Origin of the sequence: Streptomyces sp. NPDC015532, from assembly GCF_043078065.1 — a bacterium.
Classification (GTDB): domain Bacteria; phylum Actinomycetota; class Actinomycetes; order Streptomycetales; family Streptomycetaceae; genus Streptomyces.
This window is the reverse complement of sequence record NZ_JBIBSY010000011.1, coordinates 236,812-253,666: the sequence shown is the minus strand read 5'-3', so window position 1 is coordinate 253,666 and position 16,855 is coordinate 236,812. Positions and strand designations below refer to the sequence as shown.

Here is a 16,855-nt window from a genome sequence, read left to right as displayed (position 1 = left end):
TGGCGGCTCAGGGTGGCGCCTCAGGGTGGCGCCTCAGGGTGGCGCCTCAGCCCCGGAACACCGGCCGGGCCCAGACGGGTGGCTGCGGCACGGGCCCCGGGCCGCCCGACACCACCTCGGCCTCCGTGCTCGCCCCGGTGCCGCCCCCGGTCACCGGGCCGCGTGCGGCGATCCGCAGCGCGCTGACGAAGGCCAGGCACGAGTCGTACCGGTCGTCGGGGCTCTTGGCGAGCGCCTTCGCGAGGACCGCGTCGACCGCCTCCGGGATATCGGGGCGATGGCTGGTCAGGGCCGGCGGCTGGTCGTACTGGTGGGCCCACAGCAGCGCCATGTCGTCGTCGCGCTGGAAGGGCGGATGTCCGGCCATCGTCTCGTAGACGACGCAGCCGAGGCTGTAGACGTCGCAGCGGCCGTCGACCGGCTTGCCCGAGATCTGCTCCGGCGCCACGTAGTCGAGGGTGCCGACGAACTGCCCGACGCTCGTGAACCCGGTCAGCGACAGGGACTTCTTGGTCAGTCCGAAGTCCGTGAGATAGACGTGTTCGGGGTGGTCGCTGTCGGTGCCCTGGGCCACCAGGATGTTGCCGGGTTTCACGTCCCGGTGCACCAGGCCGTGGTCGTGCGCCGCGTCGAGCGCGGAGGCGACCTGGATGCCGATCCGGGCGGCCACGGTGACCGTCAGCGGGCCCTCACGGTCGAGAAGATGGCGCAGGTCGCGTCCGGCCACGTAACGCATGGCGATGTAGAGGACGCCGTCCGTCTCGCCCGCCTCGAACACGGGCACGATGTGCGGGTGGTCGATCGCGGCGGCCACCCGTGACTCGTGGGTGAAGCGGCCGCGGAAGGTGTCGTTCCGGGCGAGTTCCGGGGCGAGCAGTTTGAGAGCGACCGTGCGGTCCAGACGCAGGTCCTTGGCCTGATAGACGACGGCCATCCCGCCGCGGCCGATCTCCCGCTCGATCCGGTAGCCCGCGATCTGCCGTCCGATCAGGTCGGACGGCCGCCCCGAGAACAGGCTGGTGTCCCGCCCGGACGTCTCGTCCATCAGAGGTCACCCCGGTCCTGCCCGGCGCCGTGCATCAGTCCTCGCTCCCGTCGTCGCCTTCGTCACCGCTGAACGTGACCAGGCGGGTGGGCTCGTGTCCGCCCGGCGGCCCGCTGGGAGGTCCGCCCGGAGGCCCGCCGGGGGCGGACTCCCGCACGATCCGCGTCGGCTCCGCCTGGCGCTCCTGCGCCCTGCTCGGCCCCTGCGAACGGTCCGGCGACCGATCCGCCTCCCGCGACCGGTCGGATTCCTGCGTCCGGTCCCGCTCCGGGCCCCGGTCCCGCTCCGGACTCCGGTCCCGCTCCGGACTCCGGTCCCGCGGCGGTTCCCGCTCCGGCGGCGGTTCCTGTTCGCGGGGCGGTTCCTGTTCGCGGATCTGGTGGTCGCTCTCGCGTCGCGCGGTCGAGGGGGTGCGCTCGGCAGCGAAGGTGCTCAGCCGCGTCCCGTCGCAGTACACCCACCGCTCGTGCTCTCCGTCGTACAGCCACAGCGACTCGCCGTCGACGACCACGCCGATCCGGCTGCCCTGCGTCCGGGCACGGAAGTTCTCGGCCTCGAGCTGTCCGGACGCCAGGTCCTCGGCCGCCCGCCGGTAGTCGGTGAGCGCCTGCTCGACGCGGGCCAGCAGCGGGCGCGGATCGGCCGTGCGGGCAAGCGGACGGGTCGCCGCCGGCGGTACCTGCGGTACGCCGATCAGCAGACGCCCGTCGACCCAGGCCGACCAGCCGTTCGCGCACACGACCCGTCCCCAGTCCCCGAGCCGGTCGACGAGTTCGACCGGCAGGAGCGCGTCCAGGGGAACGGTGGGCCGGGACGGGTCGGGCGACTCCCAGGCGGGCAGCCCGTCCTGCGGAACGACATGCGTCGGGCGGAAGCCGGGGCTCGTCATCGGCGGCTACTTCCGCATGACCGCGGGCTCGTGCCGTCGCAGCAGCCGGGCGACCAGCCAGCCGAAGACGACGGAGAGCACCACGAGCATGCCCATGTTGATGAGCCACGCGCTGGTCGAGTGCCGGAACATCGGGTCGCCGGTCAGCTCGCCGGGCACGATCCGGGCCAGGCCGATGGTCCCGGCCATCGCTCCCAGGGCCCAGCGGGAGGGCACGAGCCAGGACAGCTGTTCCAGGCCGGGCACACCGTGCAGCTTCAGCAGGGCGCCGCAGAACACCACCTGGACGATGGCCAGCAGCACCAGCAGCGGCATCGTCACCTCCTCCTTGCGCACCACGGCGGAGACGAGGAGGCCGAGCATCATCGCGGTGAAGGCCAGCAGGGCCACGGCCAGCGTGATCTCCACGAGGGGTGGCATCAGGACGCCCTCACCCCCGGGTGCGTTGAGGTCGACGCCGAACAGGCCGACCAGGGTGAGCACGACGGCCTGGAGCACGGTGATGGTGCCGAGCACGACGACCTTGGACATCAGGTACGCCGATCTGGACAGCCCGACGGCCCGTTCTCGCTGGTAGATCGTCCGTTCCTTGACGAGTTCGCGGACGGCGTTGGCCGCGCCCGTGAGCACACCGCCGACACACAGGATGAGCAGCGCGTTCATCGCCGTCTCCTGGGTCAGTTTGCCGCCCGCCAGCGCCCGTGCCATCGCACCCATCACGAACGGCAGGGCGATCATGATGGCGAGGAAGGTCCGGTCGGCCCCGAGCGCGGCCGCGTAGCGGCGGACCAGGGTTTTGAGCTGGGAGCCCCAGCTCTGGGCCTTCGGCGGCGGTCCGACGAGCGCCCCGGTGGCCGCGTCCGGCATTCTCGGCTGCGAGGTCGACCTGTCGATGTACTGACCGTGGAACGGCGAGTCCTGGTACTCCCCCGCCCAGTCACGGTCCGTGTCACGCTCGAAGGCTTCGAACGCCTCGGGCCACTGCCGGTAGCCGAAGAAGGCCAGCGTGTCGTCGGGCGGCCCGTAATAGGCCACCTTGCCGCCGGGCGCGAGGACCAGGAGCCGGTCGCAGACGTCCAGGCTGAGCACGCTGTGGGTGACCACGATGACCGTCCGGCCGTCGTCGGCGAGGCCGCGCAGCATGTGCATCACCGAGCGGTCCATGCCCGGGTCGAGTCCGGAGGTCGGTTCGTCGAGGAAGAGCAGGGACGGCTTGGTGAGCAGTTCCAGGGCCACGCTGACGCGCTTGCGCTGTCCGCCCGACAGGCTGTGGATGGGCTGGTCGGCACGCTGTTCCAGGCCCAGCTCGCCGATCACCTCGTCGACCCGCGCCAGGCGCTCCTCCTTGGCGGTGTCCTGCGGGAAGCGCAGTTCGGCGGCGTAGGTCAGCGCGCGTCGGACGGTCAGCTGGGCGTGCAGGATGTCGTCCTGCGGGACGAGGCCGATGCGCTGGCGCAGCTCGGCGTAGTCGCGGTAGAGGTCACGGCCGTCGTAGAGCACCGTGCCGTGGTCGGCGGGCCGCTGTCCGGTGAGCGCGTTCAGGAGCGTGGACTTGCCGGCGCCGCTCGGGCCGACGACGGCGAGCAGACATTTCTCGCCGACGGGAAAGGACACCCGGTCCAGGAGCGTCTTGCTGCCCCGGTCGACCTCGACGGTGAGGTCCTGCACGTCGAGGGAGACCTCGCCGCTGTCGACGTACTCCTGCAACTGGTCGCCGACGAGGCAGAACGCGGAGTGTCCGATGCCGACGATGTCACCGGGTGTGATCAGGGCGGTCTCGACGGGCTGTCCGTTGAGGAACGTGCCGTTGTGGCTGCCGAGGTCGACGATCTCGTACGTCCCGTCGGGCCGGGCCCGCAGTTCGGCGTGGTTCCGGGAGACGATCAGGTCGTCGATGACGAGGTCGTTGTCGGCGCCGCGGCCGATGCGGACGGTGCGGGAGGGCAGCGGCCGTACGGTGGTCGGCGCCTTGAAGGTGCCCGTGGCGGCCGGCATGGAGACGGCCGAGGGGCGCTCCGCGGCGGGTGGCGGGCGGCGGACGAGGACGGCGCGCGGGCCGTCGGCGGGACTTCCGAAGCGGATCACGCTGCCGGGTCCGACGCCCCATTCATGGACGCGCCGGCCGTCGGCGTACGTGCCGTTCGTGCTGTTCTCGTCCTCGAGCGTCCAGTGATCGGCCTGGGGCCGCAGCACCGCGTGGTGCCACGAGACCCGGACGTCGTCGATCACGACCTCACACAGGGGATCGCGCCCGACGTGGTAATCGTGGTTCGGACTCATCACCGTCGAGCCCGTCTCGGTTTCGAGGACGAGCTCGGGTGCAGTCGCCGCGAGCGGCCTCTCTGCCATGTCAGAATTCTAACGATTCGCCCAGATAAGTGCCTGATCTGCGTCCGGTGGCCGGGACGCGCGAACGGTCAGGCGGCGGAGATTCCGAGAACTCCGGCGGTGCGGTGCATGCGCAGCGCGTCCACCGATTCCGCGAGCAGTTCGTACTCGGTGGTGTCGTCGCTGGTGGAAACGCGGACGAGTTTGCCCGCGGCCAACTCCTCGGCTACCAGCTCCTGTTGCCCCGAGTCACCGCACCAGGCGCGCAGCATCGTCGGGACGTCGGGAACGGTGTCCCCCACCGGCGCGATCGCGTTGGGCGGATAGGTGGGGTCCTCGGGCTGCGGATCGAGCCGTTCGGCCATCCAGGCCGCACGGTCCCGCATCCACCACAGGGCCAGCGCGAGGGTCGGCGCGCGATACGTGCCAAGGGGTACACCGACTCGCTGACCGCCGCATATGCCGTACGCGGTGACATGGCACAGGAATTCGTCGTGCACGGTTTTCCCCCATTGGCGTCGCTCGTCGCCGGTCCGGCCTCACTTTCCCTGCGGCTCATGGGCTATGCTCCGTGCAATTGCACAGGCATGGCTGAATTGCCCTACTGATTGAGTATCGTCACTACTGACACACTGTCACCATGTGAATTCAGCCAGTCTCTTGGCATATTCACCGCCGCGGTTGGCCGAAAGGGCATCGACAGCTTTCCCGGCCCCGGAACCGCCCTCGGTCTTGCGGGCCCCTGAACTCCGGCTTCTGGCATGCCCCGTGGGGAGATCGGCGCTTCGCGCGGCGCCCGCCACGGTCGCCGTACCGCTTCCTCAAGCCGAACACCGGCTCGGGACAAGGGCCTTGAGCATGCCTACGTTCCCGCGTGAAGGCCGGTTCGCCAGGTCCGCGAACACCGACCGCACCGAACCGCCGTCACCCTCTGTTCCGAGGAGGTCCCCGACGCGACCGCGCGTCGGGGACCTCGGCGTAACCCGCGGGCGCGCTCGGCGCCGTGGGCCCTACGCCCTGGCCACCGCGTCGATCCGGGCGAGCTCGTCCTCGGTGAAGTCCAGGTTGGCGACGGCCTCGACGCTGTCCTCCAGCTGCCGCGGGCTGCTGGCGCCGACCAGGGCCGAGGTGACCCGGCCGCGGCGCAGCACCCAGGCCAGCGCGAGCTGGGCCAGCGACTGGCCGCGGGACTTGGCGATCTCGTCGAGGGTCCGCAGCCGGCCCACGAGATCCTCGGTGACCGTGTCCGCGCTCAGGAACGGGCTGTCGCTCGCGGCGCGCGAGTCCTCCGGGATGCCGTCGAGATAGCGGCCGGTGAGCAGGCCCTGCTCCAGCGGCGAGTACGCGATGGAACCGACCTGGAGCTCGTCGAGCGTGTCCAGCAGGCCCTCGTCCTCGGGGCGGCGGTCGAGCATCGAGTAGCGCGGCTGGTGGATGAGCAGCGGGGTGCCCAGCTCGGCCAGGATCCGGGCGGCTTCGCGGGTCTGCTCCGCCGAATAGTTCGAGACGCCGACGTACAGCGCCTTGCCCTGCTGGACGGCCGAGTGCAGGGCACCCATCGTCTCCTCCAGCGGAGTCTCCGGGTCGGGGCGGTGCGAGTAGAAGATGTCGACGTACTCGAGGCCCATCCGGCCCAGGCTCTGGTCGAGCGAGGACAGCAGGTATTTGCGCGAGCCCCATTCGCCGTACGGGCCCGGCCACATCAGATAGCCGGCCTTGGTCGAGACGATCAGCTCGTCGCGGTGGTGCGCGAAATCCGCTCTCAGGGCGTCACCGAGGGCGGACTCGGCCGCGCCGGGCGGCGGGCCGTAGTTGTTCGCCAGGTCGAAGTGGGTGACACCGAGGTCGAAGGCGCGGCGCAGGATCGCGCGCTGGACGTCCACGGGCCGGTCGGGGCCGAAGTTGTGCCACAGACCGAGCGACAGCGCGGGAAGCTTCAGGCCGCTGCGTCCGGTGCGCCGGTAGGGCATGTCCGCGTAACGGTCGGGGTGCGGGGTGTACAACACGTACTCCTGAGAGGCCGGGGGAACAGGCTGACTCCACTCTCGCGCGCCCCCCGGGCAGCGGTCCAACGGAAGGATCGGATGGCATTGAGCGATCCCGCTTCTCAATCGGTCCGGGCACCCGCCCTTCGGCGCCTACCCTTGCCTCTCATGGAACTGCGTCATCTTCAGCACTTCGTCGCCGTCGCCGAGGACCGGCACTTCACCCGGGCGGCGGAGCGGCTCATGGTCTCGCAGTCGGGCCTCTCCTCCTCGATCAGAGCGCTGGAGCGGGAGCTTCAGGCGCCGCTGTTCGTCCGTACGACCCGCCGGGTCACCCTCACGGAGGCCGGCCGCGCCCTGTTCGTGGAGGCGGAGCGGATCCTCGCCCAGGTGAGGTCGGCGCACGACGCCGTGGCCGCCGTACAGGGGGTACTGCGCGGCACGCTGTCCCTCGGCACCGAACAGTGCATAGCCGGCGTGCACTGCGCCCGGCTGCTCGCGGCGTTCCGGCGGCGTCATCCGGACGTGGAGATCCGGCTGCGCCAGGCGGGTTCCGAGGCGCTGGCGGAGGAGGTCGCGGCGGGCCGTCTCGACCTGGCCTTCGCCGTGCGCACCCGTGCCGATTCCGAGCATCTGCGGTCGGTCCCGCTGGCCAGTGAGCCGATGACCGTGCTCTGTCACGCCGAGCACCCTCTCGCGACCGCCGCCGTGGTCACGCCCGAGGAACTGGGCGGGGAGGCCTTCGTCGACTTCCACCCCGACTGGGGTCCGCGGCGCACCACCGACGCGGCCTTCGCGGAAGCGGGTGTGCGGCGGACGGTGGCCCTGGAGGTCAACGACGTCCACAGCCTTCTGGAGCTCGTCCACGAGGGCCTCGGCATCGCCGTCGTACCGCGCCATTTCGGTCACAAGCCGGAGGCCCGCGATCTCACCGCGCTGCCCTTCAAGGGCGCCTCGGAGGGCTTGTACGAGACGGTCGCGATGCTGCCTCTGGCGGAGGCCACGAGCCCGGCCGCGCGGGCCCTGATGACGCTGCTCGACGCCCCTCAGGAAGGTGTCTGAACCGTCCGGGACGCGCGGCGACGGCGGGAACCGGCGCGCCCGGCACCGTTTCGGGACACCCGGACGGTTCCGGACGCAGGGACGGGCCCGATGGGCGATGGTGGTTCCATGCTTGCCAAGGACATCCTCATCGACGGATTCGGCCGCATCCGGGAAGAAGTCCATGCCGCTGTCGACGGACTCGCTCCGGAGGCCCTCAACGCCCGCCCCGGCGAAACGGTGAACTCGATCTCCTGGCTGGTCTGGCACCTCACCCGGGTCCAGGACGACCATGTCGCCGACGCGGCCGGGACGGAGCAGGTGTGGCTCACCGAGGACTGGGCGAAGCGCTTCGCGCTCGACCTGCCGCGGGGCGACACCGGGTACGGACACACGTCCGGGAAGGTCGCCCGGGTCCGGGTGGAGTCGGGCGACCTGCTGCTCGGCTACTACGACGCCGTCCACGAACGGAGCCTCGACTACATCGGCGGGCTGGCCGCCCACGACTTCGAGCGCGTCGTGGACGAACGCTGGGACCCGCCGGTCACCCTGGGCGTACGCCTGGTCAGCGTCCTGTCCGACGATCTCCAGCACGTCGGACAGGCCGCCTACGTCCGCGGGCTGGTTCAGATGTCGTAGCCGGGCAGGATGACGTCCTCGACGAGGGCCTTGCGCTCGTCGTAGGGGATGAACGCGCTCTTGACCGCGTTCACCGTCACGGTGCGCAGATCCTCCACGCCCCAGCCCGCCTCCTCGACGAGCAGCGACATCTCCCGGGTCATCGTCGTCCCCGACACCAGACGGTTGTCGGTGTTGAGGGTGACGCGGAAGCCCAGGTCGCGCAGGGCGGTGATGGGGTGCTCGGCGACGGACTTCGCCGCGCCGGTCTGGAGGTTGGAGGTCGGGCACATCTCCAGGGCGATACGGCGGTCGCGCACCCAGCCGGCGAGGCGGCCGAGCTTGCCGTCCACGATGTCCTCGGTGATGCGGACGCCGTGGCCGATGCGCTGGGCGCCGCAGACCTGGAGCGCCTGGTGGATGCTGGGCAGACCGTGCGCCTCGCCGGCGTGGATGGTGAACGGGACGCTCTCGCGGCGCAGGTGCTCGAAGGCGGCCAGGTGGTCGGCCGGCGGGAAGCCGTCCTCGGCGCCCGCGATGTCGAAGCCGACGACCCCGGCGTCCCGGAACGCCACCGCGAGGTCGGCGATCTCGCGGGTCCGCTCGAACATCCGCATGCCGCACAGCAGGGTGCCGACACGCACCGGCGTGCCCGCGGCGGCGGCCTTGGCCATACCGGCCGCGAGGCCCTCCTGCACGGCCTCGACGACCTCGGGCAGCGTCAGACCGCCGTTGACCATGAGCTCGGGCGCGTACCGCACCTCGCCGTAGACGACACCGTCCTCGGCGAGGTCGAGGACGTACTCCTCGGCCGTGCGGAGCAGGCCCTCGCGGGACTGCATCACGGCGAGGGTGTGCTCGAAGGTGGCTATGTAGCGGACCAGGTCGCCGGAGTTGGCGGCCTCGTAGTACCAGCCGGCCAGTTCCCGCGGGTCCGTGGTGGGCAGGGTGTGGCCGACGGTGTCCGCGAGCTCGACCAGGGTGGCCGGTCGGAGGCCGCCGTCGAGGTGGTCGTGCAGGACCGCCTTGGGCAGGCGGCGGATCGTGTCGATGTCGATGCGGGGCGCGGTCATGTGCGGTGTTCCTCGGCAGGTCGTTCGGATCGGAGGGCAGGGAAAGGTACAGGGCGTACGGGGCGTACCGGAGGGCGCGGGAGAGCGGGCCGGTCAGCCCGCGGGCTGGAGCAGGTCCCAGCGGTTGCCGTACAGGTCCTGGAAGACGACGACCGAGCCGTACGGCTCGTGGCGCGGCTCCTCCAGGAAGGTCACACCCGCGGCGCGCATCCTGGCGTGATCGCGGGCGAAGTCGTCGGTGTACAGGAAGAAGCCGACACGTCCGCCGGTCTGGTCGCCGATCCGGCCGCGCTGCGCCTCGTCCTTGGCCCGGGCGAGCAGCAGTCCGGTTCCGCCGCCGTCCGCGCCCGGCTCGACCACGACCCAGCGGGAGCCGTCGGGCCTCGGGGTGTCCTCGACGAGGCGGAACCCAAGGGCTTCGGTGTAGTGGCGGACGGCCTCGTCGTAGTCGTCGACGACGAGGGTGACCAGGGCGATGCGTCTCATCGGACCTCTCCAGGGTTATACGTAACACGTAGGGTACGGCATCGGGTACGGCGTTCCCTGCCGGGCACCGGGGCGACTCCCTTCCGCCGGTCACCCGGGCCGGGCGGACGGGCGCGCGGACGGGCGGGCGGGAGAGCGAACGGGCGGGAGGACGGGCGGGAGGACGGGCGGACGACGCCGGCACCACCGGGCGGCGGCGATCCCCGGGGGCGACACGGCGCGGCGCTCCGCCGAGTGACGGGACACCGGCCCCCGGTCGGCGAAAGGGGGCCGACCCTCGCGGGTGATGCGACGCTGATCTTCATGGAGCATTCCGGGAACCACCCCGGAGGCCATCGTCTACAGTTATGTAGACGAGACCGCGACGCGGCAAGGCGCGGGCGAGCGGTCCTGCCCTGTGCGCGCCTCCCGTGGAAAGGGGCCACAGCCATGTCCGCCGCCCCGGGCGCACCCGCGTACGAGACCGACGCCCCCCGGGTCCGGCCATGAAGCGACAGGGCACCGGCGACATCGCCGCGTCGACCGCGCTGGGGAGCCTGGTCGCCTTCGTGCTGCTGGCTCTGGTCGTGACCGGTCACGACGGCGCACCTCTGTCCGGCGACTCGGAGCTGGCCTCCTGGTCCCTCGCTCACCGCCCGGACATGGCACTCGCCCTGGCACGCGGCGTGACCTACACGGGCACCGGAATCGTCCCGTACACGCTGGTCGTCGTGGCCGGCCTGCTCCTCGGCCGGACGGCACGGCAGCGGGTCCGCGCCGTCGCCGCCTGTGTCTGCGCTCTGGCCGCCGCGCAGGCCCTGCGGTTCGCCGTGATGTCACTGATCGCCCGCCCCCGGCCGCCCCTGGAGAACTGGGCCACCCATGCCTCGGGGTGGTCGTTCCCGTCCGGTCACACCACCACCTCCGCGGTCGCCGCCGGACTGCTCGTCCTCGCGGTGCTCGCCCGCGCCCCCCAGTCCAGGAGAGCCTTCGTCCTGCTCGTCGGCTGCTGGGCCGTGCTCGTCGGCTTGTCACGCGTCTATCTGGGCGTCCACTGGTTCTCCGACGTCGTGGGCGGCTGGCTGTTCGCCGTCTGCTGGCTGAGCCTGCTCCTGTACGTCCTCGCGCGGTTCTTCCCCGGCATCCACTCCACGATGACGGCGGCCCCTCACCGCGAAGACCCCACGACGGGATCAGATGCCGTCACGATGGACGTGGGCGTCCGAGCCCTTCATCAACGTCCCCGCGCGGAGGACAGCCGGTTGTCCGTGAGGGCGTCGGCCGGGAGCCGGACGGCCGGACACAGGCAGCAGTCCTCGAAACGCCGGACCGTCTCGGCATCAAGGATCCGGCTTCGGGTCCTGGCGGCCGGCCGACGGGGCGGGCCTCACTCGACGCCCGGCGGAAATCCGTAGATGCCGTCGTCCACGGGTGCCCCCTCCGGGATGTCCAGAGGACAGATTCCCCAGTTCCGCGCGATGGCCATGACATGCTGTTCATCCGGCATGGCGGCACGCCAGTCGTCGCTCTCGGCTTCGCTCCAGTTCTCCCAGCCCTCCTCCAGCCACCGCTCCCCGACGCCCAGTCGGCGCTCGATCTCGGTGGGCTCACCGAACCGCAGGGGCACATCACCGGCGCAGCCGTGAAAGCAATAGGCCCGGACCACTCGGCCGGCCTCCACCCTCGCCCAGGCGTGATACTCACCGATGCGATCCGTGCTGAAGTACTGAAGGTCGCCGAAGCGCCGGCCGAGCACTCCGAGCCAGTCCAGGATGGCGGGACCGTCGCCGTCGCGTCCGTTGTCGAGGTGGACCCGGCCGTGGGCCAGCGTCCAGCCGTCCACGGGGGACGCCACGAAGACGCCCCGCTTGTACGCCGCTTCGGACCCTGTCTCCCAGTCCATCGCCACGCGCCCGACCAGCCCGAGCGCGTCGGCGACTGCCCTGCTGTCGGCGCCGGGCACGGCGAGCCAGGACGTCTTGTAGCCCATACCCATGGTGATCCCCTCCCACGTCTGAGGGTGGAGCCTGCCGCACGGTACCGACATCCGCCGTCGGGCGCCCCGGCCACGCCCCTGCGACCCGCCCGGGACCCCTCCCTCCCGGGGTGCCCTCGGCGGGGCTCGCGGTGGCGCCCGGCTACGGATAGACGTACGTGTTCAGCGTGTTCACCGCGGAGCCGGGATCACCCAGGTCGTAGCGGTCGACCGCGAGGTAGTTGGGCTTCTTGCGGGCGGCCGGCTCACAGAAGCGGCGGGCCCGGTCGGCGAGTTTGGTGTTGTCCGTGCCGGCGGTCCCGGAGATCGTGACGTCGCGGAAGTGATTCATGACGAAGAGAGGGCGGAAGCCGTTCTCCGTGCGGGTGAGCGGTACGTTCGTGCCCGCGTCGTACCAGCGGCTGTAGCAGGACCAGTCGGAGGAGCCGAGGCCCGAGCCCATCGACCAGTAGTTCTCGACGGTCCACTCACGCTGGTACATGACACCGAAGCTGTCCCGGGTCAGTCCGGCGGACTCGTCGGACGAGCGGCTGTGGTCGGTGAAGATGAGCATGCGGTGTCCTGCGGCGGTCAGATCAGCGAGCTTCGGCCAGCCGTTCTCGCGCACGCCGGTCGCGTCGGGACGGTAGAGGACGTCGGACAGACCGTTCACGCGGGCGAGTTCGGAACGCAGGACACCCGGATCGACGTAGTCCTCCAGGAACACGGTGACGAACTGGTCGGGGTGCCGCTTGAGGAAGTCGACCATGCGCTGGAGGTCGACCCAGAGCGCGACCGGCCTGCTGACGAGGGTGCAGCTGTTGTGACACAGGATCGCACCGTCGGGGGTCTGGTGCAGGTCGAGCATGAACCCTCGCACGCCGTCGGCGAGTTGCTGATCGATACCGCGTTTCTGATTGGGTACGAAGTTGACGAAGGGCGGGGCGAATCCGCCGTCCACGCCGTTGGCGTAGGCGTTGTGGGCGGTGAGGAACGTGACCTGGTCCAGGGTTCGTTGATCCTGGGGCGGCATCGGCCGGGTCACGGGCTGGGCCGGGGTGAGGTACCAGGAGGCGAGAGCGCCGGCCGAGCCGATGGCCAGCTGGGCCGGGTAGTTGGAGCCCGAGGACCTGTCGGTGACCGTCAAGTACCGTTCCGAACCCGGGGCTTTGAGCGTGTACCGGTCGGTGCCGCCCGGCGTCACCTCCCAGGCGGCGTCGGCGCTCGTACAGGCCACGGTCCGGGCCTGGTCGCCCGAGCGGCCCAGGCAACTGCCCGCGCTGTCCGTGCTTTCGAGCACGGAGGAGGAACCGCTCTGGCGCAGCGTCCACTGCTGGCGGTCCTCGTTTCCCCTGGGGTTGTGCTGGACGACCGCGCCCGCGCTGTCGGCGGCGTTCAGTCCCGTGACGGCGCTCTGGACGAAATAGGTTCCCGCAACGGGGACTTGGGCGGCACCGGCTGGCGCGGGGACGGCGAAAACGGAGCCCAGTACGGCGGTGGCGGCGAGCAGGGAGCGTCGGCTCGGTCTCATGGCACGTGATCCCTTCCTGTGGGGAGCATGAGCATGCCATGCAGAGACCCGGCGTCGGGGGACAGCGGTCGGATCGCGTCACGGGACGTGGCCCCACCCCGGTCCTGGCCCTCACCTCGGCCCCCGGTCCGTCCCCGCCCTGGGCCCGGCCTCGCCCCCGGTCCGCCCCGGCCCGGCCCCGCGCGGCCCGCCCCGGACACGGTGTCGCCCGGGCGGCGACGCATGCCCCCGAGAGCCCCCTCGCATCACCTCCGACGCGGCTCGGACGGACCGCCGTTCACCCTCCGCGCGAGGTCAGGTGCCCTTACCGCGTGCCGGGATGCTCGATCCGCGTGACGAACGCGGTGATGTCGGCGACCACGCGTTCGGGCTGCTCCCAGTGGAGGCAGTGGCCGGTCTCGGGGTAGGCGAGGAACTCCGCGCCGTGCACCGCGTCCAGGATGGTCTGCTGGTCCTCCCGGGGCAGGAACTCGTCCTGTTCACCCCAGATGACGAGTGTGGGCACCAGGATGCCCGCGAGCGTCGCGCGGAGATCGGCGTCGAGGAGTCCGCGGGCCGTGTCCTTCCAGACGTACGCGGGAAGCTTCAGATTCTCCTCCACCATGGTCTCCACGAACCCCCGGGCGATCGGGCGGGTCACCGTGCCGGCCAGGAAGTCCTCGACGAACGCGCGGGGCACGGGATCGGTCAGCTCCTCCACGGCGCCGGCCAGCCTGGTCACCGCCGGTTTGTCCGTGAGGGTGCCGGGGACACCGAGCAGCACCAGGCCCGCGATGCGGTCGGGGTGGCTGCCTGCGACGATCCGGGCCGGTACGCCGCCGCTGGACGCCCCGACCAGGACGGCCCGGGGGATGTCGACCGCGTTCAGGAAGTCCACGAGGTCGGCGGCGAAGTCGTCCGGGCCGTAGCCCTCCGGGGGCCGGCCGGCGTCGCCGTGCCCGCGCTGCGTGGGCGCGTATCCGTGCAGGGACGCCGGAAGGCGCCGCAGGAGGGGTTCGAAGGACCACCAGGAGTCGGCCAGACCGTGCACGAAGACGACCGGCGTACCACTGGGATAGCCGGCCTCGGCGTACGGCAGGACGAGACCTTCCCCCACCTGCGCGGACTTCAGGGAGATCACGGTCACGGCACCCTGCCTCCTTCCGCCCGGCCGCCGGGTCCGGGACCCGGGAGCGAAGAGCGAGCGGCGATCACTTCCGACAGTACCGAGGGGCGGCACACGCCGCGCTGCGAACCGGCCCGGTCGCGCCGTTCGAATGAACCGGAGCGCGCGCGGGCGCGCTCCGGCCCGGGTGTGTGACCCCATGAGGCGACGCCTTCGAAGAGGCGCCGGGGTCACGGGCCCCGGACGGCTCCCGGACGGTCCGGTCCGTGTCCCGGTGGTGGCGCCGCCCTCCGCGCACGGGAGCCGAGCACGGGTTCCGCCCGGGGACCCACTGCCGCTCGGTCGCGAGGAGCGGTTAGTGTGTCCGTCGTACCGGACACGGGGTGCCCCGTCCGAGGGCTGAGATCACACCCGTCGAACCTGAACCAGTTCATACTGGCGGAGGGATGTCTTCCATGCCATGGGCGCATGTTCCCGGCGGGCTGCCCGCCGACACCCGGCCTGCCGTCTTCGACGGACGGATGCCCGCCGCACCCGGTGACCTTCGGGTGGAGGGGCACGGCATCGAGCCGGTCCCCGAGAGCAACCGGTACGGCGGGGCCGGGCGCCTGTTCACCGTCTGGTTCGCCCCGAACCTGACGATGACGGGCGTGTTCACCGGCACCATCGGGATCGCGCTGGGCCTGGACTTCGGCACCGCGCTCGCCGCGGTCGTCCTCGGAACCGTGTTCGGCGCCCTGCCCACCGCCTACCTCAGCACCTGGGGCGGACTCACCGGCACCGGCCAACTCCCGCTCGCACAGCTCGCGTTCGGCCGGGCGGTGGTGCTGCCCGGGATGCTCCAGTGGCTGTCCTCGGTCGCCTGGGACGCGTTGATCGGCCTCTTCGGCGGGGATGCGCTGGCGCGGCTGTGCGGCTGGCCGTTCTGGCTCGGCGTGCTGGTCATGATGGCCGCTCAGGGGGCCCTGGGTGTCCTCGGCTACGAAGCCGTCCACCGCCTGCAGATCGTCATGACGTTCGTGCTCGCCGTGGCCTTCGCGGCGATCGCCTGGCGGATGCTCGACGGGGTCCACCCCGCGACGACCGGGTCCGCGACGGGCGCCGACCGCGCCGGCGCGTTCGTGCTCACCAGCACCATCGCGCTGAGCCTCTCGCTGTCCTGGGCGCCGTACGCCGGTGACTTCAGCCGCTATCTGCCGCGTTCGACGTCCCGGCCGCGGATGTTCTGGTGCACCTTGCTCGGGCTCGTCGCGTCCTTCGTCGGTGTGCAGGTCCTCGGGCTGTGGGGCGCGTCGGTGCTGACCGACCAGACAGCGGCGGGCGTGGACGCGTTGCTGGGCGGTGGCGCCGCAGGAGCGTTCGGGCTGCTGGCCGTGGCACTCGCCGCGGTGTGCAGCAACGCGATGAACGACTACAGCGGTTCGTTGGCCCTCCAGACCCTGGGTGTGCGGATTCCGCGCCCGTTGGCGGCCGCCCTGGCCGCGGCGCTCGGCTTCCCGCTGGTGCTGTGGATGCACGCCGCCGACACGACGGCCCGCTTCCAGAACGTGCTGTTGTTCGTGGGCTATTGGATTCCCGGGTTCGTCGCCATCGTCGTCGTCGACTGGATCGCCCGGGGGCGGGAGCGCGGGGACGCCCCGGTCGACGTCGCCGCCGAGATGTCCCGTCCGCGCTCCGCATGGCCGTCGCTGGTGGCCTTCGTGGCGGCATTCGGCGCGGCCGTGCCGTTCATGGACACGGGCCTGTACGTCGGTCCGGTGGCCGACGCGCTGCACGGCGCCGACCTCTCCTACTACGTCGCGTTCCTCGTCGCCCTCGCCCTCTACGCCCCGCTGCGGCTGCGCCGCCGCGTCTGAGGGCCGCCCGTCGCTCCGCCGGTCCAGGGCTTCGGGCCCGTGGCCGTATCCGAGAGGAACACCTCATGCCCACCCCGCCGCGCGTCCTGACGATCGCCGGCTCCGATTCCGGCGGAGGCGCGGGAATCCAGGCCGACTTGAAGACCATGCTCGCGCTGGGCGCCCACGGGATGAGCGTGCTCACCGCCGTGACCGCGCAGAACTCCGTGGGTGTGCAGGGGGCTTGGGAGCTGTCCGAGGAGGCGGTACGGGCCCAGTACCGCAGTGTCGTCGACGACATCGGCGTCCAGGCCGTGAAGACGGGGATGCTCTCGTCGCCCGGACTGGTCGCCACCGTCGCCGAGTTGCTGTCGGACGTGGGCGCCCCGGTCGTCGTGGACCCGGTGAGCGTCTCCAAGCACGGGGACCGGCTGCTGGCCGACGACGCGCTGGACGCCGTACGGACCCGGTTGCTGCCGCGGGCGACCGTGGCCACCCCGAATCTCGACGAGGTCGCTCAGCTCACCGGGCTGAAGGTGGACGACGAGACGGACATGCGCCGGGCCGCCGGGCTGCTGCTCGCCTTCGGTCCCCGGTGGGTGCTGGTGAAAGGGGGTCATCTGCCGGGCCAGGCCGTCGATCTGCTCACCGACGGAACGGCCGAGCACTGGCTGCGGGCGCCCCGCCACGACAACCGGCACACGCACGGCACGGGGTGCACGCTCGCCTCGGCCATCGCGGTGGGCCTGGCCGAGGGACTCTCGGTACCGGAGGCCGTACGACGGGCCAAGGCGTACGTGACCGCCGCGATCGAGGCCGGTTTCGCGCTCGGTGCCGGTATCGGACCGGTGGACCACGGGTGGCGACAGCGCCGGAACGGCTGACCCGGCCCGACGTCAGCCCGTCGTTCGGCACGACCCCTCCTGTCCGGGCCGCCGCCAGCGATCCCGGCGCGACCGCCCTCT

At 71.5% G+C, this 16,855-nt stretch carries 15 protein-coding genes and 1 riboswitch; of the genes, 5 read left to right on the top strand and 10 right to left on the bottom strand.

The genetic code is table 11. The annotated features are described in order from the left end of the window. Window positions 1-46: 46 nt before the first annotated feature. The 5 genes from ACF07B_RS29390 to mgrA form a co-directional block, all read right to left on the bottom strand. Window positions 47-1,045 carry a serine/threonine-protein kinase gene (locus tag ACF07B_RS29390; RefSeq protein WP_384240405.1) on the bottom strand — a complete coding sequence of 333 codons (999 nt, stop codon included), beginning with the start codon at window positions 1,043-1,045 and terminating at the stop codon, window positions 47-49. A 34-nt stretch (window positions 1,046-1,079) separates the two neighbouring features. Continuing rightward, a complete protein-coding gene (locus tag ACF07B_RS29385; RefSeq protein WP_392181178.1) occupies window positions 1,080-1,934 on the bottom strand; it encodes a hypothetical protein in 855 nt (284 codons plus the stop codon). 6 nt (window positions 1,935-1,940) lie between these two features. Next, entirely contained in the window at window positions 1,941-4,283 is a 2,343-nt protein-coding gene (locus tag ACF07B_RS29380) for an FHA domain-containing protein (protein ID WP_392181177.1), read from the bottom strand. Between the two features lie 68 nt (window positions 4,284-4,351). Then, window positions 4,352-4,762: a hypothetical protein gene (locus tag ACF07B_RS29375; protein ID WP_392181176.1), complete on the bottom strand. Its 411-nt coding sequence runs from the start codon at window positions 4,760-4,762 to the stop codon at window positions 4,352-4,354. Between the two features lie 510 nt (window positions 4,763-5,272). Then, window positions 5,273-6,265 (bottom strand): L-glyceraldehyde 3-phosphate reductase, encoded by a 993-nt coding sequence (mgrA, locus tag ACF07B_RS29370; RefSeq protein WP_392181217.1) that lies wholly within the window; start codon window positions 6,263-6,265, stop codon window positions 5,273-5,275. Between the two features lie 150 nt (window positions 6,266-6,415). Between mgrA and ACF07B_RS29365 the strand changes: the two genes are divergently transcribed. Together ACF07B_RS29365 and ACF07B_RS29360 are read left to right on the top strand one after the other, a co-directional pair. Next, complete coding sequence (locus tag ACF07B_RS29365; protein ID WP_392181175.1) at window positions 6,416-7,309, top strand: LysR family transcriptional regulator; 894 nt, start codon at window positions 6,416-6,418, stop codon at window positions 7,307-7,309. Between the two features lie 108 nt (window positions 7,310-7,417). Continuing rightward, on the top strand, window positions 7,418-7,927 hold the full coding sequence (locus ACF07B_RS29360; protein WP_392181174.1) for a DUF664 domain-containing protein: 510 nt from the start codon (window positions 7,418-7,420) through the stop codon (window positions 7,925-7,927). On the opposite strand, the gene ACF07B_RS29355 is transcribed toward ACF07B_RS29360, so the two are convergent. Both ACF07B_RS29355 and ACF07B_RS29350 read right to left on the bottom strand, forming a co-directional pair. After that, window positions 7,915-8,979 carry an adenosine deaminase gene (locus tag ACF07B_RS29355; protein ID WP_392181173.1) on the bottom strand — a complete coding sequence of 355 codons (1,065 nt, stop codon included), beginning with the start codon at window positions 8,977-8,979 and terminating at the stop codon, window positions 7,915-7,917. The genes ACF07B_RS29360 and ACF07B_RS29355 overlap by 13 nt on opposite strands. A gap of 93 nt (window positions 8,980-9,072) precedes the next feature. After that, window positions 9,073-9,465 carry a VOC family protein gene (locus ACF07B_RS29350; protein WP_351871232.1) on the bottom strand — a complete coding sequence of 131 codons (393 nt, stop codon included), beginning with the start codon at window positions 9,463-9,465 and terminating at the stop codon, window positions 9,073-9,075. Between the two features lie 485 nt (window positions 9,466-9,950). On the opposite strand from ACF07B_RS29350, the gene ACF07B_RS29345 reads away from it, so the two are divergent. Then, window positions 9,951-10,859 (top strand): phosphatase PAP2 family protein, encoded by a 909-nt coding sequence (locus ACF07B_RS29345; protein WP_392181172.1) that lies wholly within the window; start codon window positions 9,951-9,953, stop codon window positions 10,857-10,859. On the opposite strand, the gene ACF07B_RS29340 is transcribed toward ACF07B_RS29345, so the two are convergent. From ACF07B_RS29340 to ACF07B_RS29330, 3 genes are all read right to left on the bottom strand, one after another. Continuing rightward, window positions 10,832-11,440, bottom strand: coding sequence for a hypothetical protein (locus ACF07B_RS29340; protein WP_392181171.1), 609 nt, complete (start codon window positions 11,438-11,440; stop codon window positions 10,832-10,834). The genes ACF07B_RS29345 and ACF07B_RS29340 overlap by 28 nt on opposite strands. 142 nt (window positions 11,441-11,582) lie before the next feature. Continuing rightward, window positions 11,583-12,950, bottom strand: coding sequence for a phospholipase (locus ACF07B_RS29335; RefSeq protein WP_392181170.1), 1,368 nt, complete (start codon window positions 12,948-12,950; stop codon window positions 11,583-11,585). A 304-nt stretch (window positions 12,951-13,254) separates the two neighbouring features. Next, entirely contained in the window at window positions 13,255-14,076 is an 822-nt protein-coding gene (locus ACF07B_RS29330; protein ID WP_392181169.1) for an alpha/beta fold hydrolase, read from the bottom strand. A gap of 348 nt (window positions 14,077-14,424) precedes the next feature. Beyond that, window positions 14,425-14,519: riboswitch (TPP riboswitch) on the top strand. On the opposite strand from ACF07B_RS29330, the gene ACF07B_RS29325 reads away from it, so the two are divergent. Together ACF07B_RS29325 and thiD are read left to right on the top strand one after the other, a co-directional pair. Next, entirely contained in the window at window positions 14,511-15,911 is a 1,401-nt protein-coding gene (locus ACF07B_RS29325) for a purine-cytosine permease family protein (RefSeq protein ID WP_392181168.1), read from the top strand. It overlaps the preceding riboswitch by 9 nt. Before the next feature lie 65 nt (window positions 15,912-15,976). Then, window positions 15,977-16,774, top strand: a complete 798-nt coding sequence (gene thiD / locus ACF07B_RS29320) for a bifunctional hydroxymethylpyrimidine kinase/phosphomethylpyrimidine kinase (protein ID WP_392181167.1) — start codon at window positions 15,977-15,979, stop codon at window positions 16,772-16,774. Window positions 16,775-16,855: the final 81 nt, after the last annotated feature.

Bases quoted from the DNA above. Each gene is read 5' to 3' on its own strand.
- thiD (WP_392181167.1), top strand. From the start codon at position 15,977: ATGCCCACCCCGCCGCGCGTCCTGACGATCGCCGGCTCCGATTCCGGC.
- ACF07B_RS29380 (WP_392181177.1), bottom strand. From the start codon at position 4,283: ATGGCAGAGAGGCCGCTCGCGGCGACTGCACCCGAGCTCGTCCTCGAA.
- ACF07B_RS29350 (WP_351871232.1), bottom strand. From the start codon at position 9,465: ATGAGACGCATCGCCCTGGTCACCCTCGTCGTCGACGACTACGACGAG.
- ACF07B_RS29355 (WP_392181173.1), bottom strand. From the start codon at position 8,979: ATGACCGCGCCCCGCATCGACATCGACACGATCCGCCGCCTGCCCAAG.
- ACF07B_RS29365 (WP_392181175.1), top strand. From the start codon at position 6,416: ATGGAACTGCGTCATCTTCAGCACTTCGTCGCCGTCGCCGAGGACCGG.
- ACF07B_RS29325 (WP_392181168.1), top strand. From the start codon at position 14,511: ATGCCATGGGCGCATGTTCCCGGCGGGCTGCCCGCCGACACCCGGCCT.
- ACF07B_RS29390 (WP_384240405.1), bottom strand. From the start codon at position 1,045: ATGGACGAGACGTCCGGGCGGGACACCAGCCTGTTCTCGGGGCGGCCG.
- ACF07B_RS29345 (WP_392181172.1), top strand. From the start codon at position 9,951: ATGAAGCGACAGGGCACCGGCGACATCGCCGCGTCGACCGCGCTGGGG.
- ACF07B_RS29335 (WP_392181170.1), bottom strand. From the start codon at position 12,950: ATGAGACCGAGCCGACGCTCCCTGCTCGCCGCCACCGCCGTACTGGGC.
- ACF07B_RS29385 (WP_392181178.1), bottom strand. From the start codon at position 1,934: ATGACGAGCCCCGGCTTCCGCCCGACGCATGTCGTTCCGCAGGACGGG.
- ACF07B_RS29360 (WP_392181174.1), top strand. From the start codon at position 7,418: ATGCTTGCCAAGGACATCCTCATCGACGGATTCGGCCGCATCCGGGAA.
- ACF07B_RS29340 (WP_392181171.1), bottom strand. From the start codon at position 11,440: ATGGGTATGGGCTACAAGACGTCCTGGCTCGCCGTGCCCGGCGCCGAC.